Consider the following 20,729-nt stretch of genomic DNA (forward strand, 5'->3'; position numbering starts at 1 on the left):
GCTTCAGATTCCATGAGCCAACCCATTGAATTCACTTTGAACGGCAAGGCCACGTCGGTGGACGCGCCGGCGCACAGGCTGCTGCTGGACCTGTTGCGGGACGAGATCGGCATGACCGGCACGAAGGAGGGCTGCGGCACCGGCGACTGCGGCGCGTGCACGGTGTACCTCGACGGCAAGCCGGTGAACTCGTGCCTGGTGCTCACGGGCGAGTTGGCGGGCACCGATGTCGTCACCGTCGAGGGGCTCAAGGACGGCGACGCCTACCATCCCATCCAGGCCGCCTTCATCGAGGACGGCGGCGCCCAGTGCGGTTACTGCACCCCGGGCATGCTGATGATGGCCGCGTCTTTCCTCGAGGAAAACCCGGACCCCACGGACGACGACATCCGCTTTGCCCTTTCGGGCAACCTGTGCCGCTGCACCGGATACGTGAAGATCGTCGAGGCGGTCCAGGACGCCGCCGCCGAACTCCGGCGCCGCGCCGGCAAGGGACAGGCCCATGAGTGATCTCAACGATCTCAAGGTGGTCGGCCATCCGGTCACCCGCATCGACGTCGACGAGAAGGTCACCGGGACGGCCACCTACGGGTACGACCTGGTGCTGCCGGACATGCTGCACGGGAAGGTCCTGTTCAGCACCCGGGCGCACGCGCGTATCGTCAGGATCGACCTGGAGAAGGCCCGCAGGCATCCCGGCGTGGTGGCGGCCATCTCCGGCGCCGACACGCCCTGGACCCACGGCGAGTCCGTCAAGGACAAGCCGTTCCTGGCCCAGGGCAAGGTGCGATACATCGGCGAGCCCGTGGCCGCGGTGGCCGCGGTGGACGAGGACACGGCCCAGGCGGCGCTCAAGCTCATCGAGGTCGAGTACGAGGACCTGCCCGCCTACTTCACCCCCGAGGACGCCTGCCAGCCCGGTGCCGTGGCCATCCACGAGGAGTTCGAGAGCTATCGCAAGGCGCCCTTCATCGTCGGCGCGCCCATGCCCAACGTGTGCGAGCACTTCAAGCTGCGCACCGGCGATACCGCCGAGGGTTTCAGGCAGTCGGACATGGTGCTGGAGGAAAAGTACTACGTGCCGATCATCCAGCACGCCGCCATGGAGCCCCATTCGGCCCATGCCCAGGTGGACCCGGACAGCGGACGGGTCACCGTGTGGGTGGCCAACGACGCGCCCTTCCGGGCGCTCACGGAAGTGTCCGAGGCCCTGGGGCTGCCGCAGGAACAGATCCGCCTCATCAACCCGCTCCAGGGCGGCGGCTTCGGCTCCAAGGGCGGGCTCAAGCTCGAGCCCATCGCCATGGGCCTGGCGTTCCAGACCGGCGGGCGGCCGGTGCGGGTGAAATTCAACCGCGAGGAGACCTTCATCTCGACGCTGGTGCGCCACGAGGCCACCGTGCACATCAAGAGCGGGGTCAAGAAGGACGGCACGCTCATGGCCCGTCATATGACGCTCTACTGGGGCGGCGGCGCATACGCCGAGAAGAGCCCCACGGTGTGCATCCGCGGCAGCCTCCCCTCCCCCGGCCCCTACCGCATCCCCCACGTACACGTGGACGGCTACGCGGTCTACACCAACAAACCCGTGGCCGGAGCGTTTCGCGGCTACGGCATCCCCCAGGGCGCCTGGGCCACCGAGCAGCACATGGACGAGCTGGCGCGCCGGCTGGCCATGGACCCGCTGGACTTCCGCCTCAAGAACGTCTTCGTGGACGGCGACATGGCCTACTGGGGCGAGCAACTGCACAACGTCGGCCTCACCGAGACCCTGACCAAGGCGGCGGCGGCCATCGACTGGGGCAAGCCCAAGCCGCCGGGAGTCGGCCGCGGCCTGGCCTGCATCTCCAAGCCAACCCGCTCGCCCACCACCTCCAACGCCGGGGTGCTGGTGGACGCCGACGGCGAGATAACCGTGCTTGCGGGCACGGTGGAGATCGGCCAAGGGTGCAACACGATCCTGGCCCAGGTGGCCGCCGAAGAGATGCGGGTGCCCATCGAGCAGATCAAGGTGGCGCCGCTGGACACCGACGTGATCCCCTTCGACGCCTCCACCACCTCCAGCCGGAGCACCTACCACATGGGCAACGCCGTGCGCCGGGCCGCCATCCACGCCCGGGAACAGCTCCTGGAGATGGCCGCTCCCGCGCTCGAAGGCAAGCGGGAGGAGCTGGTGGTGGCCGGCGGCAAGATCCACCTCCAGGACCACGAGGACATGGCCCTGACCTATGGCGAACTGGTCCGGCGCGGGCTCGGGGGCGAGGCGGTGCTCCGGGGCGACGGCTCCTACACCTACGAGATCGGCAAGGACCTGGACCTGGAGACCGGCCACAGCGACCACGCGTCGGCCTTCTACATGTACGCCACCCAGGCCGCCGAGGTCTCGGTGGACGAGGAGACCGGCCGGGTCCGGCTGCACCGGCTGTCCGCCGCCCACGACGTGGGCAAGGCCATCAACCCGCTCAACTGCGTGGCTCAGATCGAGGGCGGCGTGGCCATGGGCATCGGCTCCGCCCTCCACGAGAACCTGGTCATCGACGAGAACGGAAAAGTGCGGAACCCGTCGTTCCTGGACTACCACCTGGTGACGTCGCTGGACGTGCCCGAGATCATTCCCATCGTCGTCGAGTGCGCCGAGCCCGAGGGCCCCTACGGCGCCAAGGGACTGGGCGAGCCGGGCCTGGCGCCCACCCCCGCGGCCATCGGCAACGCGGTGGCGGACGCCATCAAGTCCCGTATCCGCGATCTGCCGCTGACGCCGGAGCGGGTGTTCTGGGCGCTGGAGGAACGCGACCGGAAGTAGAAACGGTCGGGACCATCGTCATGACGGGTCTCGAGACGCTCGGTAGCCGTCAAACGGGAGCCATGGCCAAGATCCCCGTAGTCATCCTCACGGGCTTTCTCGGAGCGGGCAAGACCACCCTCCTGAACCGCATCCTCACCGCGCCCCACGGCCACCGCATCGCCGTGGTCATCAACGAATTCGGCGAGGTGGGCATCGACCACCATCTCATCGTCGCCTCGGACGAAGAGATCTTCCAGATGAACAACGGCTGCATCTGCTGCACGGTTCAGGGTGACCTGCTGCGGGTGCTGCTGCAACTACTGGAGCGGCGCGACACCTTCGACTATCTGGTGGTGGAGACCTCGGGCCTCGCCGACCCCACGGTCATCGTGCAGACGCTGCTGCTGGACGAACGGATCCGGCTGGACTTCGAGCTGCAGGCGGTCGTCACCGTGGTGGACGGCATGCACATCGAGCAGCAGCTCGCCGCCCAGATAGAGGCCCGCGAGCAGGTCGCCTGCGCCGACGCCATCCTGCTCAACAAGACCGACCTCATCACGCCGGAGGAAGCGGACGACCTGACGGCCAAGCTCGGGGGAATGAATCCCACGGCCCGCTTGACCCCCACCCTCAACGCCGAAGTGGATATCGGCGAGCTACTCGAGATGCACGCCTTCGATCTCGAGGCCAAACGGGAGGCGCTGCGGGACGACCATCACCACGAGCACCAGCCCTCGGTCAAAACCGTCTCCTTCGTGCAGGCCGGAGACCTCAACAAGACCCGCCTGAGCCACTGGTTCCGCTCGGTGCTGGCCGAGAAGGGACCCGACATCCTGCGCATGAAGGGCATCCTCAACATGTATGGCGACTCCCACCAGTTCGTGTTCCACGGGGTGCACAGTCTGTTCCAGGGAAAGCTCGGCCGGGAGTGGGAGGACGGCGAGGAACGCCTCAACCGGCTTGTGTTCATCGGCCGGAACCTGGACGGAGAAGAGCTGCAGGGCGGCCTCAAGACGTGCCTCCGCTCCGAGGACGAGGCCGCCGCCGACGGCGGGCTGGACATCTACCGCGACGTCTCGTCCTTCACCCTCGACCAAATCCGCGTGTGGGTACGGCAGGCCCTGGAGTTCCCGTCCAGGACTCCCATCACCATCAAGGAGGTCCCCTGCGTCCTGCCGGACTGCCCTCCCATCGAAACGGCCATCATGGTTTTCCTGGAGAACGAGCCGCCGCGCTTCTACAAGATCCAGAAGACCATCAACGAGGTCAACTTCGACAGCGTCTACAACCTTATCGCGAACCCGATGCCGTGCTGCTAGCGCGGCCGCTACAGGTCGCGCCTGCCGTCCAGGGCTTCGCCCAGGGTGCCTGCGTCGGTGTACTCGATCTCGCCTCCCATGGGGAGGCCGCGGGCGATGCGGGTGATGCGGATGCCCAGGGGCTTGATCATCTTGGCGAGGTAGAGGGCGGTGGCGTCGCCTGCCCGGGTGGCGTTGGTGGCGGCGATGACTTCGGCGGGCGGGTTGGCGCGGAGCCGCGTCATCAACTCCTTGATCTTGAGGGCGTCCGGGCCGACGCCGTTCAGCGGGAAGATGGCTCCGTGGAGCACGTGGTAGAGGCCCTTGTATTCGGCGGAGCGTTCCACCGCCATAAGGTCCGAGGGCTCCTCGACGACGCAGATGGTGGAGGTGTCCCGGGCCGGGTCGCGGCAGACCTTGCACGGGACCACCTCTTCCCTTCCCGGCGGGATCTCACTCAGCCCGAAGCACTGGGGACAGAGGCCCATCTCCTGCTTGAGCTTCTCCATGCTGCCCGACAGCGCCAGCACCGCTTCCTTGCGCTCCTTCAGCAGGTGGAAGGCGAGCCTGCCGGCCGTCTTCTCGCCGATGCCGGGCAGCTTGGACAACTGCTCGATGACCCGGGCCAGCGGTGCCGGGTAACCGTTCATGGAGTGATCCCGGGAATCTTGAACCCTCCGGTGAGCTTGCTCATCTCTTCGGAGGCCATCTCGCGGGCGCGCCTGAGTCCCTCGTTGACCGCCGCCCGCACCAGGTCCTCCAGCATCTCCACTTCCTCGGGATCGATGACCGCGGGGTCCACCTTGATGGAGGAGAGCATGAACTGCCCGTTGACCGTGACCCGCACCATGCCGCCGCCGGAGGTGGCCTCCACGGTCTTCTTGGCCAGGTCCTCCTGGATCTTCGCAAGCTTCGCCTGCATTTCCTGGGCCTGCTTCATCAGCCCGCCCATGCCGCCGAAACCCTCACTCATGAAACCACTCCCTTCACGGTACGCTACTTGACCGAACCCCCGAAGATCCGCTGTGCCTCGTCGACGATGTCCACCGTGCCGTCGTCGTCACCGTCCTGGGCCGTCCCGGTGCCGCCCTGCCCGCCCGAATCCGCCGCCACGGCGACGGTCATCGGGCGTTTGAAGTAGCGTGCAAGGAACCCTTCGAGCAACGCTACCGTCTCCCTGTCTGCAAGATACCTTAGATGAAAGCCCTCTTCGAGTCCCAGCCTCACGTTGTCGCCCGAGAGTTCCAGCAACCTGGCTTGTTGCAGGGAGGAGCCCAGCATGGGCTTCTCGCCGTTGACGAATTCCACGAACCCGTTCCAGCCGGCGGGGGTCGGTTCGGTGGGCTCGTCCGCGAGCGGCGGCGCGGGTGTCCTCGTGTCTTCCGCGCTACGGTCCGGCGGTGTCGCCGGGTCGGCTTGGGGCGGCATCGCATCCTGGGGGGCTGCCACGGCGGGGCGCGGGGCCTCCTCGCGAAACGCTGCCCTGCCCGGCCGCATGTCGACTCCCATTGACCTCTGCTCCCGCTCAGCCGCCCCCCCGGGCTCGTCGGACGCGCCGGCGTCGAGCTTCCGTTCCAGCCGTCGCAACTCGTCGATGGCGTCGGTGATGTTCACGGTGCGCGGAAGCGTCGCCACCCGCACCAGCGCTACTTCGAGATCGAACCGCGGATAGGGTGAACGGGACACGATGTCGTCGCCCTGCACCACGAAGCGGTAGAAGTTGATGAGGGTCTCGGGGTCGACGTCCCGAGCCTGCTCGCGCAGCAAGGCCATTTCCTCGGCGGTCAGGTCCATGAGCCGTCGGGACCCCGTATCCGGACCTGCGCCCGGCGTCGCGGTCCGCGCATCCATCAGGCGCAGCACCAGGAGGTTGCGGAAATGCTCCACCAGCTCCCGCGACAGAGCGGCCAGGTCCACCCCGTGGGTAGCCACCTCCGCCACCAGGTCGAGACACGCCGCGGGGTTCCCGGCGATGATCGCCGCGGAAACCTCGTACAGCACGCGCCGCTCGGCCACTCCCAGGATGTCCCGAAGCAGCGGCTCGTCCACGGTACCGTCCGCTTCCGGGTCCGCGAACGAGAGCACCTGCTCCAATAGCGACTGGGCGTCGCGCATGCTGCCCTGGGCCGCGCGGCTCAGGAGCGTCAACGCTCCGTCCGTGATGTTCAGCCCCTCCACCTCCGCGATTTGCCGCAAGCGCTCGTGGATGTCCTGAACTCCGATGCGCCGGAAGTCGAAGCGCTGGCAGCGCGACAGGATGGTCTCCGGAAGGCGGTGCACCTCGGTGGTGGCGAGGATGAACTTGGCGAAGTCCGGTGGCTCCTCCAGGGTCTTTAAGAGCGCGTTGAAGGCGTCCCTGGTGACCTGGTGCACCTCGTCGATGATGTAGACCTTGAAGCGTGCAGCGGCGGGCTTATAGCGCACGTTCTCGATGATTTGCCGGACCTCGTCGATGCCTCGGTTCGATGCGCCGTCGATCTCGTAGACGTCGAGGGAGCCCCCGTCCGCGATCTCCCGGCAACTCGGACACTCGTTGCACGGCGTCGGCGTAGGTCCGTTCACGCAGTTCAATGCCTTGGCCAGGATGCGCGCGGCGCTGGTCTTGCCCACGCCGCGCACTCCGGTGAACAGATAGCAATGGGCGATGCGTTCGCTCTGGATGGCGTTGGTGAGGACGCGCGCGATGTGCTGTTGTCCCACCATGTCCGCGAGGCTCTGCGGACGCCACTTGCGCGCCAGGACAAGGTAGGACATGACCCTAAGGACCGCTCCGGGTGCCCGCGGCAGGCTTTCGAGGCACCCCTCAGAAAGTGACCGATCCGCCGCGCCTCCGCGACGGCTCCCGCTTGCGCGGCTGGATGCTCATTGCCGACAGCCAGGCTTCCCCGTGGCACAGGGGCGGTCCGCTACCGCTGCTTCCTTCCGGACCTGACGGGGTTTGCGGGACCCACTTGCACGGGACCCGACTGCCAGCAATCAACATCCTGGGCAACCACTTCCGTCGCCCCGAGGGGAACCTGTATCTAACAGATTTTGCCTCGCACGGCCAACGAAAACCCGGCCACGTCAATACATCCCGGCCCTGGGTACCGTCAAGTGTTCCCGGCGAATCGCAGGCAGGTTTCTCCAACTGTTTGACGGGACCTGGTTCTATACGCTACATTCAAATTTGGCCTGCTCCTGACCTTTCAAAGAGGGCTTGCATCAAATGGAATACATCGACATTGCCAAGATGGCAGGTGCATTTTCCGTTCCGTTGGTCGCCGTGGCCGCACTCTTCTACCAGATCATGTTGCACAGTCTGAGGCCGCTACGTGACGACCTGAACGCCCTGCGTGACGACTTGAATGCAGTTCGTCAGGACGTGCATTCACTCCGTAAGGACGTGCATTCCATCGACGTTCGGTTGGCGAGGGTCGAGGAAGCTGTCAAGAATCGGGCTTAGGCGAACTCCCCTTGCGCGAACAATCAACGCGCAAACCGCGGCGCGGGACGTCCCTCAGTAAACGCCGGGAACGATCCGGTACTTCACCCGTGCCTGGTACTCCGCCCACTTGTCGGCGCCGTATTTCTCGGCGCAGTGCTTGTCGTCATCGAGTTGACGGTAGGTGAACAGCGAGACGATGAAGACGAAGTAGGTCCAGGCCCACGGATTGGTGAAGTAGCCGAACGACAGGGCGATCGACAGGGCAAGGAACCCCTCGCCCAGGTAGTTGAAGTGGCGGGCGACGCCCCACAGGCCGCTGCACAGGATCTTGCGGTCACCGGCCTGGATGTACTCGGGCTCTATGAAGCCGAGAAACCGGCGATCGGGCCATCGCTTGAACGTGTATTTCTGCATGTTGGCGCCGCGTGAGATGCCCCAGCCGAACAGGAACAGCGCGGCCGTTCCGATGAGCCAGACATACGTCCACGCCGGCGAGAATCCGGGGTCCGGATAAGCGGCCATGCCCCACAAAGGGAGGATGAACAGCCATCCGTAAACCACGAAGCAGCCCCAGAACAACTTGAACCCGAGATTCTCGTGGATCAGGTCGTAGGTATAGAGCTGGACGCGCTCGAAGATGCAGTAGTCCAGTATGTAGAACGTGAAGAATGCCGCGTACAGGAAAACGCCCGGATTGGCGTCTTCGCCAAAGAGCTCGTAGTGGTACACGGCCCCGGACAGGGCGTTGAGCGACAACATCGTCCCGCCCACGACATAGAGATACATCTTTACGTCGAAGCGTTCCTTGAAGAACGACAACTCCTGGGCCCGGCCAAACCACAGCGCCAGGATGGGGTTCTTCACCTTGCCTTGCGGCTGGCTGAGCACCGCAATGACGGTAACGATGGTGGCGAAGACCGACCCGCCGGCCACGGCATAGATCGAGGAGCGGTAGAACCAGTCTCGCGGCATCCCGGTGAGCTCGAAAGCCCACACGATCAGCGCGATGGCAAACACCAGGAGGCCGTTCAGCCGGTAGTTGCGGGGCTCACCGGTCTCCGGATTGATGACATAGCCCGGAACCCGCCTTCCCGGCAGCACGAGCTGCGCCAGGAAGAACACGGCGAAGACCGCCAGCGGGGTGAGGAACCCGGCAGTCGCTTCCGTTCGGGAAAGCTCGAAGAGGTGGCCAATGCCGAGCCATTCAATCATGAGGGAATGTCTCATCCTCCATTTTCCCAGTTCAGAAACCCGTACGTAGCCAAGTAGCACGACCAAGTGAACACGGTGCAGCTGTGGAAAGCGGGGTTTGCGGTTGAACGTGATAATTGTTGGCGGAGAGGGAGGGATTCGAACCCCCGTTACCCGTAGGTAAACCTGATTTCGAGTCAGGCGCCTTCAACCGGACTCGGCCACCTCTCCGCGGTTGGATCTCTAGCGTAGCATGGCGTTTGTCGGTTGGGAACTCAGCCGCGGTTTGACGGGGCGTTCACCGAGCGGCACGCTTCCGCCTGCCCTTCCCCTCCCGGATTGCCTCCCCGCCTCATCGGTGCTAGGCCGTGGGGAGGCCTCGCGCGTCCTTCACTGCCATGAAACACAGGGTCGTATACCTGCTCGGTCCCGAGCGTATCGAAGTGCGCGAAGAACCCGTACCTGCGCCCGACGAGGGGGAGTTGTTGGTGCGAATTCGAGCGGCGACCACGTGCGGGACGGATGTGAAGGTGTTTCGGCGGGGCGGGCATCCGCGGATGTTGCGGGCGCCGACGCCGTTCGGGCATGAATTCGCGGGGTCGGTGGAGGCGCTGGGTGCCGGCGTGTCCGGTTACGAGACGGGCGACCGGGTGGTGGTGGCCAACTCGGCGCCGTGCGGGCGCTGTGCGTACTGCGAGGCGGGGCGGGAGAACCTTTGCCGCCACCTTGAGTATATCAACGGCGCCTACGCGGAGTACATCCGGATTTCCAGGCGGTTCGTCGAGGTCAGCACGTACCGTCTTGATCCGGCCCTTCCCTACGAGATAGCGGCGCTGGTGGAGCCGTTAGCCTGCGTGATCCATGGGGTCGACGCCAGCAGGCTGGACGACGGCGCCGACGTCCTCGTCCACGGAGCGGGACCCATCGGGCTGTTGCTTACCGCGGTGCTAGCGGTCCGCGGCCACGGCGTGGTGGCGGCTGACCCCAACCCGCACCGGCTCGACGTGGCGCGGACCCTTGGCGCGCGGGACACGGTGGCGGTGGCCCGTGGCGGCGGCGCGGCCGACCTCCTGCGAGCCCGTTCACGGCATGGCGACGGCTTCGACTGTGCCATAGACGCCACCGGCATACCCGAGGTGTGGCAGGACGCGGTGGCCTGCGTGCGCCCCGGAGGCGTGGTCAACCTGTTCGGCGGCTGCGCGCCGGGGACGACGATTCCCTTGGACACGGCTTCGGTCCACTACAACGAGCTTACCGTCATGGGCTCATATCATCATCGGCCGGCCACGGTCGCTCAAGCCCTGGAGATGCTGAGCCGGAAGACGCTGGACCCGCGTCCCCTTCTGTCCGCGGAGGTGCCGCTCCAGGACCTGGAGAAGGCTTTGCGGTCGATGATGGCGCGGGAGGCGCTCAAGGTAGTGGTGCGGCCTTGACGCGGCTCGCCGTTGGCGCGTGTCACACGACCCGCCGCCGCAGATACGCGCTCAGGTAGTCCACCCCCGTCACCAGCACGTACAGGGCGATGAGCAGCGTCAGGAGCTGCTGTTCCAGGAACAGGCTCATGGCGATGTGGATGCGCTGGCCGAGGCCGCCGGCGCCGACGAAGCCCAGCACGGCGGCGACGCGGATGTTCACCTCCCAGCGGTAGAGCGTGTAGGAGATGAACTGCGGCAACACCTGGGGCAGGATGCCGTAGAACAGGATCTGTATCTTGCCGGCGCCGGTGGACTGGAGCGACTCGACGGGTTGCAGGTCCACGTCCTCCAGCACTTCGGCGAAGAGCTTCCCGAGCACCCCGCCGGTGTGCACGCCGAGAGCCAGCACGCCCGGAAACGGGCCCAGTCCCACAAGAAAGACGAAGACCAGCGCCCACAGCATTTCCGGGATGGTGCGCAGGAAGTTCAGGATCGCCTTGGCCGCGAGGTACGGAATACGCCGCAGTGCACCGAAGCTCCGCCGGGGCTCCATCTCGTAGAGCAGGCCCGCGTACACGAGGTTGCGCGCGCCGAAGAAGGCCAGCGACAGTGCGATGACCGCCGACAGCACGGTGCCGACCAGGGAGATGGCCAGGGTTTCCCACGCCCCGGCCACGGCATCGGCCACCACCTTGGACGAGAGGTCTGGTGGGAAGAGCCGCTGCACGTACTCGGCGATGGCGCCGCCGCCGTCGGCGCTGAAGAGCATGCCGAGGTTGATCTCCGATCCCTGATAGCTCCATACGAAGAGAGCCGCCAGGAGGCCCAGCATCACATAGGTGGAGACGCGCGAGCGCTCGCGCGCTCCGGCCCTGAGCGCCCGCACCTCGTCCATCGTCGCCGCGGTTTGATGCGACGGCGTCACAGCAGCGACCTCACCTTCGCGCTCACGTAGTCCGCTCCCGCCACCAGCGCGAAGAGGATGAGCAGCAGGGTCGTGACCTCGTGGAAGTTGAACATGCGGATGGAGATCTGGATCTGCTGGCCGATGCCGCCCGCGCCCACGAGGCCCAGGATGGCCGAGGTCCGCACGGCGCACTCCCAGCGGTACAGGGTGTACGAGGTGATGTTGGGCAGCACCTGCGGGAACCAGCCGTAGAAGAAGATCTGCAGGCGCCCCGCGCCCGTGGACTGGATGGCTTCCAGCGGCCGCTCGTTCACCGATTCGAAAATCTCGGAATACACCTTGCCGAGCATGCCGCCGTAGGCCACGCCGATGGCGAGCACGCCGGGGAACGGCCCCAGGCCCACCGCGCGCACGAACATGAAGGCCCAGACGAACTCCGGGATGCAGCGGAACAGGCTCAGCAATGCCCGCGCCAAGCCGTAGAGGCAGACCTTGAGGCCGTGTCTCAGGCCGGCGTTGCGGAACTCGGTCTCATGGAGGATGCCCTGGAAGCTGAAGGTGCTGGTGGCCAGCAGGCCCAGCGGAAAGCCGATCAGCACCGCGATCAGCGTTCCCATGACCGAGATCTGGATGGTCTCGATGGTCGGCCGCACCATGAGTTCCAGGAACTCCCAGGACAGCTCCGGCGGATACATGCCGGTGACGAACCGCCACAAGTGCTCGCGGCCCTCGGCCTCGAAGAAGATTCCCAGGTCGACTTCGGCCCGGCGCCAGCTATCCGCCAGCAAAATCAGGAAAAGACCGCCGAATACGTAGGGGAAGACGGATCGGGACCCCAAGGTCCGGGAAAGAGCGCTGGTGGACACCGAGTCAGATCTCGACGCGCGGATGTTCCTCTTCCGGTCCATACGCGCGGCCGTTGGCGCCGTTTGCCGGTGCGTGGCCGGAGTAAAGCTCCTGCAAAAGCTCGGGGGTCACGTCGGCCGTAGCGGTATCGAAGAGCTTCACGCCCTGCTTCATGCCCACGACCCTGGGGAAGTAGGACAGGGCGAGGTCTGTGCTGTGCAGGTTCACCATCAGGGTCTTGCGTGTCTGCTCGCTGATGGCGATGAGCAGCTTGATGATGGTCTCGGCCAGGGACGGGTCCACCGACGACACGGGCTCGTCGGCCAGGATCACCTCGGGGTCCTGCATCAGCACGCGGGCGATGGCCACGCGCTGCTGCTGCCCGCCGGACAGCTCGTCCGTGCGGCTGAAGAGCTTCTCGGCGATGCCCACGTCGGCGAGCGCCCGGTGGGCGGCCTCCAGGTGAGCGGGGCGCACCAGGGACGCCAGGGAGCCTAGCAGCGACCAGCTCCCCAGCCGCCCGGAAAGCACGTTGTGGACCACGCGCAGGCGCGGCACCAGGTTGTGCTGCTGGTAGATGGTGCCGATGCGCCGGCGCATCTCCCGCAGACGGCGGCCGTACAGCTCGCGCACCTCCTCGCCGTCGATGCGCAGCCGGCCCGAGGTGGGCCGGATGGTGCAGTTGAGCATGCGGAAGAGCGTGGTCTTCCCCGCCCCGCTGGGTCCGATGAGGGCGACCCGCTCGCCCTGGGCCACCGTCAGGTCGAACCCTTCCAGGGCCACCTGGCGGCGTCCGAATTCCTTGCGGACGCTCTCCAGGTGGTATTGGTGCGGCGCCGTCAATTCACCTTCAGCATGCCGGCCGCGATGGCCGCCTTCCTGATGCCGTCCCAGTCCGAATCCTTGGCGGGAATGAACTTGCGGGTGCGCTGCAGGTCCATGATCTCCTTGTGTGCGGGTTTGGCGTAGTCGAGCTTCAGGAGCGCCTGCTTGAACTTCTCGCGGACCTCCTCGGAAACGCCGCCCCGGGCCACCCACACGTAGTCGACGTACGGCGGCGTAGTCCAGAACACGTGGACCTTTCCGGTGTCGATCTTCTTGTTGTCGACCAGCTTCTTCCACACCAGGAAGTTGAGGGCGCCGGCGTCTACCCGGCCCGCCGCGACCCAGGCGGCGGTGGCGTCATGCGCACCGCTGAAGCCGAACTTGTTGAAATCCCGCTCGGGCTCCACGCCGGCCGCCTTGAGGAAGTGACGCGGCATCAGGTGCCCGGAGGTGGAGCTGACGCTGCCGAAAGCGAAGGTCTTGCCCTTGAGGTCGGCCAGTTCCTTGATGCCGGAGTCCGTACGCGTGACGAACACGCTCTTGAAGCTCGCGTCCTCCTCGCGCATGGCCAGCCGTGTGGCCCCCTGGGCGCGCTCAACTGCCTGGACCGAGGTGAAGCCGCCGTACCAGACGATGTCGAGGCGGTTCGCCGCCAACCCTTCCACGGTGGCCGCGTAGTCCACCACCGGAACGAACTTGACCTCCACGCCCACTTCCTTTGCGATATAGTCGGTGAAGGGCTTGTACTTGCGCAACAGCTCCTGCGGATCCTCGTCCGGGATCGCCGACACCCGCAGCGTGTCCGCCGCGGCAATCCCGCATACCGTCCAGACAACCAGAACCATCACGGCCAGCAGCCGCGCCAACTTACTTCTCATCGCGATACCTCCCGGAGTATTGTTTCGGTTGAGTGGATATCAAGATGACCTATATGTCAAATAGACGTTAGCTATGAGCCACGGGTTCCCATAGACGGGTCCGTGGCGCACGGTTCAGGAACTGCACGAACGCCCGCGGCACCGGCGCCAGCGGGCGTTCGCGGTGGGTCACCTGGTAGAAGGGGCGCACCAGGTCCAGGCCCTTGACGCGCACCTCCTTGATCAGGCCCTGCTGGACTTCGCGCCTGATGGCGGCGCGGGAAAGGACGGAGAACCCGAACCCCTCCATGAGCGCCTCCTTGACCGCGGCGGTGCTGCCGAGCTCCATTCCCACCTTGAGGAACCGCTCTGGCTCCTCGCCGCGCCTGACCACGAGCTGCAGGAACGAGCGCAGGGTCCCGGACCCGCCCTCCCGGGAAATGAACGGCTCCTTGCCGAGGTCCTGGAGCGCCACCTGTTTCAGGCCCGCCCAGCGGTGGTTCGCGGGCACCGCCACGATCATCTCGTCCTGCCACGTCTTGCGATACCTGAGCCGCTCGTCGCGCGTACGGAAGCCCGTGAAGCCCAGCTCCAGCGTGCCGTCGAGGATCGCCGCCACGATGGCCGCCGAATCGCCGATGCGGAGCACCGGACGCACGTCCGGAAAGCGCGCCACGAAGCTTCCCAGCACGCCCGGCAGGATGTATTCCCCCGGGACGTTGCTGCCGCCCAGCCGCAACTCCCCTTCCACCTTCCCCTGGATGCGGTCCAGCGCCGCCAGCGCCTGGTTCTTGAGCTTCAGCACGGCGCCGGCCTGCTCGTACAGCATCCATCCCGTGGAAGTCAGGTCGAACCTGCCGCCGGAGCGCCTGAAGAGCTTGCAGCCCAGTTGCTGCTCGAGGGACTGGACGTGCGCGGTCACCGTGGGCTGCCTGAGGGAAAAATGCTCCGCCGCGAGTGAAAAGCTGCGCAGCTCCGCCACCCAGTAGAAGACCTCGAGCTTGCGCAGGTCCAGGTCTCTGGAAGTCTTGGCCATACTCTCTCTCCCCCGTGTCTCGCGCGCCCCGTCGGAGCCAGGCATATTCGAAAGTCGGAGCCCGTTGCCATGCACAACCAACCCGGTTAGTGTAGTCTCGCCATGAAGATATCGCCCCTCGCCGACTTCCACAAAGAGAACCGCGCACGCTTCGTCGAAAGAGAAGGCTGGACCCTGCCGGACCACTTCGGCGACCCCGCCGCGGAGTACGACGCCGTGCGCACGCACGCGGGCTGGCTGGACCTGGCGGACCGCGCGGTCCTCGAAGTGACCGGACCCGACAGCGTGGAGTGGCTCCAGGGGATGCTCTCCAATGACGTCCAGGACCTGAAACCCGGCACCGGCGTGCCCGCGGCCGTGCTGAACATCCAGGGGAAGATCCTGGCGGACGTGAGCGTGCTGCGCACGGAGAACGGGTTCCTGGTGATGCTGGACGAACCCTTGGCGTCGGGCGTGGTGGAGCACTTGAACCGCTACCTGATCGCGGACGAGGTGGAGATCGTCGATCTCTCCGCCTCGGCTTCGGTGGTATCCCTCCAGGGTCCGGAGGCCGCCACAGGCTTGGCGGGCGTTCTGGGCCTCGACGCGGCGCCGGCGGAAAAGCTGTCCCACGCGGAAGTGGCGCACGCAGGCGGACGCCTCCGCGTCATCCAGGCATCGCACACGGGCGAGCCCGGGTTCGACCTCATGGTGCCGAAGGACCATCTCCAGGGTTTGGCCGAGCTGCCCGCGGCCCGCGCCATTCCATGGATCGGCATTCGCGCCCGGGAGACGCTGCGCATCGAGGCCGGCATTCCCCGCTACGGCATCGACATGGACGCGGACACCCTCCTGCTCGAAACCTGCCTGGACGACGCCGTCAGCTTCACCAAGGGCTGCTACCTCGGGCAGGAAACCGTGGAGCGCATCCACTCCCGCGGCCACGTGAACCGCAAGCTCACGGGCCTCAAGGTAGAGGGCGCCGAAGCGCCGGCCGCCAGCGACTCCGTCGTCGACGGCGACCGCACCCTGGGCCGCGTCACCAGCGCCGTCGCCTCCCCCCGGTTCGGCTGCGTCATCGCCCTCGGCTACCTGCACCGCGACTACCTGGAACCGGGCACCTCCGTGGCCATCGAGCACGGCGGACAAGCCGTCCCCGCGACGGTGCAAGCCCTCCCCTTCTGAGCCGCCATCCACGGCGGCGCAAAAAAGGGGCGACGCACATGCGCCGCCCCTTTTCCTTGCAAGTTCCCGTCGCGAGGGCCGCCCGCTACAGCTTGTCGAGCTCCGCCAGCAGGTCCTGGTTCTCGGGAATGCCGCTCTCGTAGAGCTTGGCGTAACGCACGGTTCCCTCTTTGTCGATGATGAAAACCGCCCGCTTGGGAAAGCCCTGGGGGCGCAGGCAGTCGTACTGCTCGCAGACCTCCCCGTGGGGCCAGAAATCGGAGAGCATCGGGAAGCTGATGCCGCCCATCTTCTCCGCGAACGCCTGGTGGGCGAAAACCGAATCCACGCTTACGCTCAGCACCTGAGCGTCTTTGGCCTCGAAGCTGCTCTTGTCAGCCTCGAAGTTGCTCAACTCCCTCTGTCAGCCGCCGGTGAAATCCAGCGGATAGAACGCCAGCACGACGTTCTTCTTGCCCGCGTAGTCGCTCAGGGACACCTTTTCGTCCCGGGACACCGGCAGGCTGAAGGCTGGGGCCTTCTCCCCTACACTTGGCATCGCCATCCAACGGTCTCCTTTCCGATGATGTGTTGAATCGCGGCTTAACACATTTGTTCCGGCCAATAAAGACGGCCGAAATCCCTGAGGGCTTCCGTGGTGCTGTGGAAGGCGAGTTCGTCCCAGGGTATGCGCGCGGGCGGGAAGACCCCGGCCTCGGTGCTCTCGTCGCCCGCGGCCAGTTCGCCGCCGACGACGTCCGCCACGTACACGATGATGACGTTGGGGTTCCCGGTATAGGAATAGACCCCCAGGAGCGACCGGGTCACCACCTCGAGGTGGCTTTCCTCCCGAGTCTCGCGCACCGCCGCCTCGGCGGTGCTCTCGCCGCGATCGACGTAGCCCCCCGGGAAGACCCATTTGCCCATGGCGGGCTCGATGCCGCGGCGCAGCAGCACGACGCCGCCGTCGAGCACGCACACGGCGCCGGCCACGACCTTGGGGTCCTGGTAGAAGATGAAGGAGCACTTGTCGCACACCAGCCGCTCGGGTTCGCTTTCCTTGAGGACACGCGGCGACAGGCTCCCCGCGCAACGCGGGCAGAAGCGGTAGCGGGCTCCTCCGTGGTGGTGGTTTCCGTGGTGGTGATGAGGGTCGTGAGTCGCCATGATTCTCTTCCCGTTTCAGCCCGCCTTCCGCTTCCCTTTCCGGGGAGCCGCGGATGCCGGCGTGGCCAGTCCGACGGCACGTTTAAGGCGAGTCTCCTCTTCCGCCGTGAGCGGCCTTATCTCGCCGCTCTCCAGGGTACCGAGGGCGATGGGGCCGAAGCGGACGCGCACGAGCCGCTCCACGGTGTGGCCCACCGCTTCCACCATCCGCCGGATCTCCCGGTTGCGGCCCTCGCGCAACTCAACCCGGAGCCATACCTTCTGCTTGAGGCGCCGCGCGACCCTCACGGCCGCGGGCGCGGTCACGCCGTCGTCCAGCCGTACCCCCCGGCGCAGCCGTTCCAGTTGCACTTCCGACGGCATGCCGCTCAGCTTCACCTCGTAGGTCTTGGGCACGCCGTAGCGGGGATGGGTCAAGCGATGGGCCAGGTCGCCGTCGTTGGTGAGCAGCAACAGACCCGAGCTGGCGTAGTCCAGCCGGCCCGCCGGAACGACGCCCGCACTGTAACCCGCCAGGCGCAGGTAGTCGGCCACCGCGGGCCGCCCTTCCGTGTCGCGCATGGTGGTGATGACGCCGGCGGGCTTGTGGAACGCGAGACAGACGCGCGCCGGAGCGGGCCGCAGCATCCGTCCGTTCACCCGGATGTTGTCGCGGGCGGCGTCCGCCTTGGTGCCCACCTCCAGGACCCGCTCCCCGTTGACCGTCACGCGGCCTTCGAGAATCCACTGTTCCGCCTGGCGGCGGGACGCGAGTCCGGCGTGGGCAATGATGCGCTGAAGGCGTTCCACGCGATCACTCCCCCTCCGAAGACTCGGTGTCGCGCAGCGCCCAGGTCATGTCCTCCATCTCTTCCAGGGTCGGGAGGCTCGCCAGGTCCTTCAGGTTGAAGGCTTCCAGGAACTCGCGGGTGGTGCCGTAGAGGAACGGCTTGCCGGCCACGTCCTTGCGCGCCACGATGCGGATCATGCGGCGCTCCAGCAGCGTGGCCACGACGCCGTCGACGTTGACGCCGCGGATCTCTTCGATCTCCGCGCGGGTCACGGGCTGCCTGTAGGCGATGATGGCCAGGGTCTCCAGGTTGGCCCGGCTCATGCGCGCGGGCCTGACCGCGGTGAGCCGGCGCACGTATTCGGCGTGCTCCTTGGCGGTGCGCAACTGGTAACCGTTGGCGACCTCCGCCAAGCGCAACCCCCGGCCCGTATGCTCGTACTCGTGGCGCAGGGCTTCCAGCGCATCGATGATCTCCTTGCGCGGAACCTCGCCCACCGCGTTCTGCAGCCGCTCCGCGGACACCGGCCCGTCGGCAGCGAAAAGGAGGCTCTCGACAACCGCCCGCAGCCGCTCACTCTCCATAGTCACCCTCCCGCGACTCCGCCTCCAGGGCCGCGCTGGCCTCGGAGAGGGACAGCATGGGCTCCATCACGATGGGACCCAGGCGTTCTTTCTGCACCGCGTGCACCGCGCGGATGCGGATGAGCTCCAGCAGCGCCAGGAAAGTGACCACCACGTCCATGCGCGAGCGCGCCGCGTCGAACAGATCGTGGAACCGCACCGACGACCGGCGGTGCAGGGTATCGAGGATATGCGTCATGCGCTCGCGTACGGACGCCGTTTCCTGCACCACCGTGTGCACCGACGGTCCCGGGAACCGTTCCAGCACCTTTTGCAGCGCGGATACCAGGTCGAACACGGAGAGCTGCTCGAAGCTGACCTCCGTGACCGGGGTGGACCGTCCCCGGCGGGCGAACACGTCGCGGTTCAGGATCTCGCGCTCTTCGAGTTCCCGCGCGGCGTTCTTGAAGCGCTCGTATTCCAGCAGACGGCGGACCAGCGCCTCGCGGCTGTCGAGGCCCTCGTCGTCGTCCTCGCCCTCTTCCTCCTCCGGCGGCAGCAGGGTCTTGGACTTGATATGGAGGAGCGTCGCCGCCATGACCAGGTACTCTCCGGACAGGTCGAGGTCGAGACCCTGCATCAACTCCAGGCAGGCGAGGTACTGCTCGGTGATGGACGCGATGGGGATGTCGACGATGCTGATCTCGTTCTTGCGGATGAGGTGGAGCAGCAGGTCCAACGGGCCTTCGTAGATCTTCAGTTGGACTTGTACCGCCATGATGGGGACAATCTCCCTGTCCGGGCCGCGCGCGCGCCGCCAGGCCCGTACCGCATGCACGGGGAGCAAAATCAGAGCGTCAACGCCGAGCGCACCTCGCTCATGGTCGCGGCGGCCTGCTCGCCCGCCACCCGGTTGCCTTCCGCGATCACGTCGCGGATGTCGTCCGGATGCTTCTCGTATTCGGCCTTCTTCTCCCGGAAGGGGGCGAGGTCGTCGACGACGTGGCGGATCATCACCTTCTTGCAGTCCAGGCAGCCGATGCCGGCGCTCCGGCATCCCTCCGACACCTCTTCGATCTCCTCCGGGGTGCAGTAGATCTTGTGCAGGTTGAAGGCCGGACACTTCTCCGGCTCGCCCGGGTCGGTGCGCCGGGCGCGCGCGGTGTCGGTCACCATGCGGCTCAGCTTGCGCTCGATGGTCTCCGGCGGGTCCGAGAGCAGCACGGAGTTGCCGTAGCTCTTGCTCATCTTGCGCCCGTCCAGGCCCGGCAGCCGCTGGGTTTCCGTGAGCAGCACCTCGGGCTCGGGGAAGATCGGACCGTAGAAGCTGTTGAAGCGCCGCACGATCTCCCGCGTCAGCTCCACGTGGGGCGCCTGGTCCACTCCCACGGGCACGCGGTGCGCCTTGTACATGATGATGTCGGCGGCCTGGAGCACGGGATAGCCGAGGAAACCGTAGGTGGAGAGGTCGCGCTCGCTCAACTCGCGCATCTGTTCCTTGTACGTGGGGTTCCGTTCCAGCCAGGAAACCGGCGTCAGCATGGACAGCAGCAGGTGCAGCTCCGCGTGCTCCTTGATGTCCGACTGGCGGAAGATGGTGCACCTGGCGGGGTCGAGGCCGACGCTCAACCACTCCGCCACCATGGCCTCGGTGCCTTCCCGGATGGCGTCCGGCGACTGGTAGTCGGTGGTGAGCGCGTGCCAGTCGGCGACGAAGAAGAAGCAGCGATAGCTCTCCTGCAGCCTGGCCCAGTTGCGCAGGGCCCCATGGAGATGGCCGAGGTGCAGAAGTCCGGTGGGGCGCGCCCCGCTTACGATGGTTTGCATGAGCCCCAGCTTACACGACTCCGACGATGACGGCCAGAAACCAGATCACGAAGTCCATGATCGGCACGAGGGTGTAGTCGAGCGCTCCCACCATCAGCAGCGCCACCACGATGATGAACCCGAAGGGCTCGATACGGTCCACCAGGGAGGCCTGGGGCTCCGGCAAAAGGCCCACCAGCACCCGGCCTCCGTCCAGCGGCGGCACGGGCATGATGTTGAACACCGCCAGCATCACGTTGATGCGCACGCTGGTCAGCGCCATGTACCACAGGTAGGAGGACACCGTGCCGGCGACGGCGCCGCCGCTCATGATGATGAGCTTCACCACGATCAGGCTCAACAGCGCCAGGAGGATATTGGTGCCCGGCCCGGCCAGGGCCACGCGAACCATGTCGCGGCGAGGGTCCCGGAGGTTGTCGAAATTGACCGGCACGGGCTTGGCGTAACCGAAGACCGGGCCGCCCGCCCAGATGAGCAGCGCGGGCAACAAAACCGTGCCGACGATGTCGATGTGAGAGATGGGATTGAGCGTCAGCCGTCCCATGATGGCAGCCGTAGGGTCTCCCAGCCGGCAGGCCACCCACCCGTGCGCCACCTCGTGAAAGACGATGGCGACGAGCACGGGGAATGCCCAGATTGAGAGCTGCCACAGGAAGTCTTGAGGCATCGGAC

At 66.3% G+C, this 20,729-nt stretch carries 21 protein-coding genes, 1 tRNA gene, 1 other RNA gene and 1 pseudogene; 6 read left to right on the forward strand and 18 right to left on the reverse strand.

What is annotated here, in order from left to right; all coding sequences use genetic code 11:
* The first annotated feature begins 12 nt into the window (after positions 1–12).
* From OXU42_04905 to OXU42_04915, 3 genes and pseudogenes are all read left to right on the forward strand, one after another.
* Complete coding sequence (locus OXU42_04905; GenBank protein ID MDE0028731.1) at positions 13–510, forward strand: (2Fe-2S)-binding protein; 498 nt, start codon at positions 13–15, stop codon at positions 508–510.
* The gene (locus OXU42_04910; protein MDE0028732.1) at positions 503–2,803 is read left to right on the forward strand and encodes a xanthine dehydrogenase family protein molybdopterin-binding subunit; all 2,301 of its coding nucleotides are present in this window, start codon (positions 503–505) and stop codon (positions 2,801–2,803) included. The genes OXU42_04905 and OXU42_04910 overlap by 8 nt, the downstream gene beginning before the upstream one ends.
* Positions 2,804–2,865: 62 nt before the next feature.
* Positions 2,866–3,807, forward strand: a pseudogene (locus OXU42_04915) (GTP-binding protein).
* 305 nt (positions 3,808–4,112) lie between these two features.
* Here OXU42_04915 and recR read toward each other — a convergent pair.
* From recR to ffs, 4 genes are all read right to left on the reverse strand, one after another.
* Positions 4,113–4,733 (reverse strand): recombination mediator RecR, encoded by a 621-nt coding sequence (gene recR / locus OXU42_04920; GenBank protein MDE0028733.1) that lies wholly within the window; start codon positions 4,731–4,733, stop codon positions 4,113–4,115.
* The gene (locus OXU42_04925) at positions 4,730–5,056 is read right to left on the reverse strand and encodes a YbaB/EbfC family nucleoid-associated protein (protein MDE0028734.1); all 327 of its coding nucleotides are present in this window, start codon (positions 5,054–5,056) and stop codon (positions 4,730–4,732) included. Before OXU42_04925 ends, recR begins: the two co-directional genes overlap by 4 nt.
* Before the next feature lie 23 nt (positions 5,057–5,079).
* Positions 5,080–6,837, reverse strand: coding sequence for a DNA polymerase III subunit gamma/tau (gene dnaX, locus OXU42_04930; GenBank protein ID MDE0028735.1), 1,758 nt, complete (start codon positions 6,835–6,837; stop codon positions 5,080–5,082).
* A 116-nt stretch (positions 6,838–6,953) separates the two neighbouring features.
* An RNA gene (gene ffs / locus OXU42_04935) (signal recognition particle sRNA small type) lies at positions 6,954–7,051 on the reverse strand.
* Between the two features lie 240 nt (positions 7,052–7,291).
* Here ffs and OXU42_04940 point away from each other — a divergent pair.
* Complete coding sequence (locus OXU42_04940; GenBank protein MDE0028736.1) at positions 7,292–7,528, forward strand: hypothetical protein; 237 nt, start codon at positions 7,292–7,294, stop codon at positions 7,526–7,528.
* A gap of 54 nt (positions 7,529–7,582) precedes the next feature.
* On the opposite strand, the gene OXU42_04945 is transcribed toward OXU42_04940, so the two are convergent.
* Both OXU42_04945 and OXU42_04950 read right to left on the reverse strand, forming a co-directional pair.
* Positions 7,583–8,722 (reverse strand): DUF1295 domain-containing protein, encoded by a 1,140-nt coding sequence (locus OXU42_04945; GenBank protein ID MDE0028737.1) that lies wholly within the window; start codon positions 8,720–8,722, stop codon positions 7,583–7,585.
* A gap of 120 nt (positions 8,723–8,842) precedes the next feature.
* A tRNA-Ser gene (locus tag OXU42_04950) sits at positions 8,843–8,932 on the reverse strand.
* A gap of 167 nt (positions 8,933–9,099) precedes the next feature.
* On the opposite strand from OXU42_04950, the gene OXU42_04955 reads away from it, so the two are divergent.
* Positions 9,100–10,134 carry an alcohol dehydrogenase catalytic domain-containing protein gene (locus OXU42_04955; protein MDE0028738.1) on the forward strand — a complete coding sequence of 345 codons (1,035 nt, stop codon included), beginning with the start codon at positions 9,100–9,102 and terminating at the stop codon, positions 10,132–10,134.
* 22 nt (positions 10,135–10,156) lie between these two features.
* Here OXU42_04955 and phnE (OXU42_04960) read toward each other — a convergent pair whose 3' ends face one another.
* From phnE (OXU42_04960) to OXU42_04980, 5 genes are all read right to left on the reverse strand, one after another.
* On the reverse strand, positions 10,157–11,011 hold the full coding sequence (gene phnE / locus OXU42_04960; GenBank protein ID MDE0028739.1) for a phosphonate ABC transporter, permease protein PhnE: 855 nt from the start codon (positions 11,009–11,011) through the stop codon (positions 10,157–10,159).
* Between the two features lie 26 nt (positions 11,012–11,037).
* Positions 11,038–11,889 (reverse strand): phosphonate ABC transporter, permease protein PhnE, encoded by an 852-nt coding sequence (gene phnE / locus OXU42_04965; GenBank protein MDE0028740.1) that lies wholly within the window; start codon positions 11,887–11,889, stop codon positions 11,038–11,040.
* 4 nt (positions 11,890–11,893) lie between these two features.
* Positions 11,894–12,712 (reverse strand): phosphonate ABC transporter ATP-binding protein, encoded by an 819-nt coding sequence (locus OXU42_04970; protein ID MDE0028741.1) that lies wholly within the window; start codon positions 12,710–12,712, stop codon positions 11,894–11,896.
* The gene (locus OXU42_04975) at positions 12,709–13,572 is read right to left on the reverse strand and encodes a putative selenate ABC transporter substrate-binding protein (protein ID MDE0028742.1); all 864 of its coding nucleotides are present in this window, start codon (positions 13,570–13,572) and stop codon (positions 12,709–12,711) included. The genes OXU42_04970 and OXU42_04975 overlap by 4 nt, the downstream gene beginning before the upstream one ends.
* A gap of 67 nt (positions 13,573–13,639) precedes the next feature.
* Positions 13,640–14,587, reverse strand: a complete 948-nt coding sequence (locus tag OXU42_04980) for a selenium metabolism-associated LysR family transcriptional regulator (protein ID MDE0028743.1) — start codon at positions 14,585–14,587, stop codon at positions 13,640–13,642.
* A 102-nt stretch (positions 14,588–14,689) separates the two neighbouring features.
* Between OXU42_04980 and OXU42_04985 the strand changes: the two genes are divergently transcribed.
* Positions 14,690–15,751 carry an aminomethyltransferase family protein gene (locus OXU42_04985; GenBank protein MDE0028744.1) on the forward strand — a complete coding sequence of 354 codons (1,062 nt, stop codon included), beginning with the start codon at positions 14,690–14,692 and terminating at the stop codon, positions 15,749–15,751.
* Between the two features lie 85 nt (positions 15,752–15,836).
* Here the strand turns inward: OXU42_04985 and OXU42_04990 are convergent, their stop codons facing one another.
* The 7 genes from OXU42_04990 to OXU42_05020 all read right to left on the reverse strand — a co-directional run bounded on the left by OXU42_04990 (position 15,837) and on the right by OXU42_05020 (position 20,724).
* Positions 15,837–16,289, reverse strand: coding sequence for a redoxin domain-containing protein (locus OXU42_04990; protein MDE0028745.1), 453 nt, complete (start codon positions 16,287–16,289; stop codon positions 15,837–15,839).
* 44 nt (positions 16,290–16,333) lie between these two features.
* Positions 16,334–16,897: an NUDIX hydrolase gene (locus OXU42_04995; GenBank protein MDE0028746.1), complete on the reverse strand. Its 564-nt coding sequence runs from the start codon at positions 16,895–16,897 to the stop codon at positions 16,334–16,336.
* A 15-nt stretch (positions 16,898–16,912) separates the two neighbouring features.
* A complete protein-coding gene (locus OXU42_05000; GenBank protein MDE0028747.1) occupies positions 16,913–17,686 on the reverse strand; it encodes a pseudouridine synthase in 774 nt (257 codons plus the stop codon).
* A gap of 4 nt (positions 17,687–17,690) precedes the next feature.
* Positions 17,691–18,251: an SMC-Scp complex subunit ScpB gene (scpB, locus tag OXU42_05005; protein ID MDE0028748.1), complete on the reverse strand. Its 561-nt coding sequence runs from the start codon at positions 18,249–18,251 to the stop codon at positions 17,691–17,693.
* The gene (locus OXU42_05010; protein MDE0028749.1) at positions 18,241–19,008 is read right to left on the reverse strand and encodes a segregation/condensation protein A; all 768 of its coding nucleotides are present in this window, start codon (positions 19,006–19,008) and stop codon (positions 18,241–18,243) included. Before OXU42_05010 ends, scpB begins: the two co-directional genes overlap by 11 nt.
* A 71-nt stretch (positions 19,009–19,079) precedes the next feature.
* A complete protein-coding gene (trpS, locus tag OXU42_05015; protein MDE0028750.1) occupies positions 19,080–20,057 on the reverse strand; it encodes a tryptophan--tRNA ligase in 978 nt (325 codons plus the stop codon).
* 10 nt (positions 20,058–20,067) lie between these two features.
* A complete protein-coding gene (locus OXU42_05020) occupies positions 20,068–20,724 on the reverse strand; it encodes a site-2 protease family protein (protein MDE0028751.1) in 657 nt (218 codons plus the stop codon).
* Positions 20,725–20,729 lie beyond the last annotated feature (5 nt).

The sequence above is a fragment of the Deltaproteobacteria bacterium genome, from assembly GCA_028818775.1.
In the GTDB taxonomy this organism is placed as follows: domain Bacteria; phylum Desulfobacterota; class Binatia; order UBA9968; family JAJDTQ01; genus JAJDTQ01.

Excerpts from the sequence above, each read along its gene's own strand:
- OXU42_04905 (MDE0028731.1), top strand. The coding sequence starts at position 13 with ATGAGCCAACCCATTGAATTCACTTTGAACGGCAAGGCCACGTCGGTG.
- OXU42_04910 (MDE0028732.1), top strand. The coding sequence starts at position 503 with ATGAGTGATCTCAACGATCTCAAGGTGGTCGGCCATCCGGTCACCCGC.
- recR (MDE0028733.1), bottom strand. The coding sequence starts at position 4,733 with ATGAACGGTTACCCGGCACCGCTGGCCCGGGTCATCGAGCAGTTGTCC.
- OXU42_04925 (MDE0028734.1), bottom strand. The coding sequence starts at position 5,056 with ATGAGTGAGGGTTTCGGCGGCATGGGCGGGCTGATGAAGCAGGCCCAG.
- dnaX (MDE0028735.1), bottom strand. The coding sequence starts at position 6,837 with ATGTCCTACCTTGTCCTGGCGCGCAAGTGGCGTCCGCAGAGCCTCGCG.
- OXU42_04940 (MDE0028736.1), top strand. The coding sequence starts at position 7,292 with ATGGAATACATCGACATTGCCAAGATGGCAGGTGCATTTTCCGTTCCG.
- OXU42_04945 (MDE0028737.1), bottom strand. The coding sequence starts at position 8,722 with ATGATTGAATGGCTCGGCATTGGCCACCTCTTCGAGCTTTCCCGAACG.
- OXU42_04955 (MDE0028738.1), top strand. The coding sequence starts at position 9,100 with ATGAAACACAGGGTCGTATACCTGCTCGGTCCCGAGCGTATCGAAGTG.
- phnE (MDE0028739.1), bottom strand. The coding sequence starts at position 11,011 with ATGGACGAGGTGCGGGCGCTCAGGGCCGGAGCGCGCGAGCGCTCGCGC.
- OXU42_04975 (MDE0028742.1), bottom strand. The coding sequence starts at position 13,572 with ATGAGAAGTAAGTTGGCGCGGCTGCTGGCCGTGATGGTTCTGGTTGTC.
- OXU42_04980 (MDE0028743.1), bottom strand. The coding sequence starts at position 14,587 with ATGGCCAAGACTTCCAGAGACCTGGACCTGCGCAAGCTCGAGGTCTTC.
- OXU42_04985 (MDE0028744.1), top strand. The coding sequence starts at position 14,690 with ATGAAGATATCGCCCCTCGCCGACTTCCACAAAGAGAACCGCGCACGC.
- OXU42_04995 (MDE0028746.1), bottom strand. The coding sequence starts at position 16,897 with ATGGCGACTCACGACCCTCATCACCACCACGGAAACCACCACCACGGA.
- scpB (MDE0028748.1), bottom strand. The coding sequence starts at position 18,251 with ATGGAGAGTGAGCGGCTGCGGGCGGTTGTCGAGAGCCTCCTTTTCGCT.
- OXU42_05010 (MDE0028749.1), bottom strand. The coding sequence starts at position 19,008 with ATGGCGGTACAAGTCCAACTGAAGATCTACGAAGGCCCGTTGGACCTG.
- trpS (MDE0028750.1), bottom strand. The coding sequence starts at position 20,057 with ATGCAAACCATCGTAAGCGGGGCGCGCCCCACCGGACTTCTGCACCTC.
- OXU42_05020 (MDE0028751.1), bottom strand. The coding sequence starts at position 20,724 with ATGCCTCAAGACTTCCTGTGGCAGCTCTCAATCTGGGCATTCCCCGTG.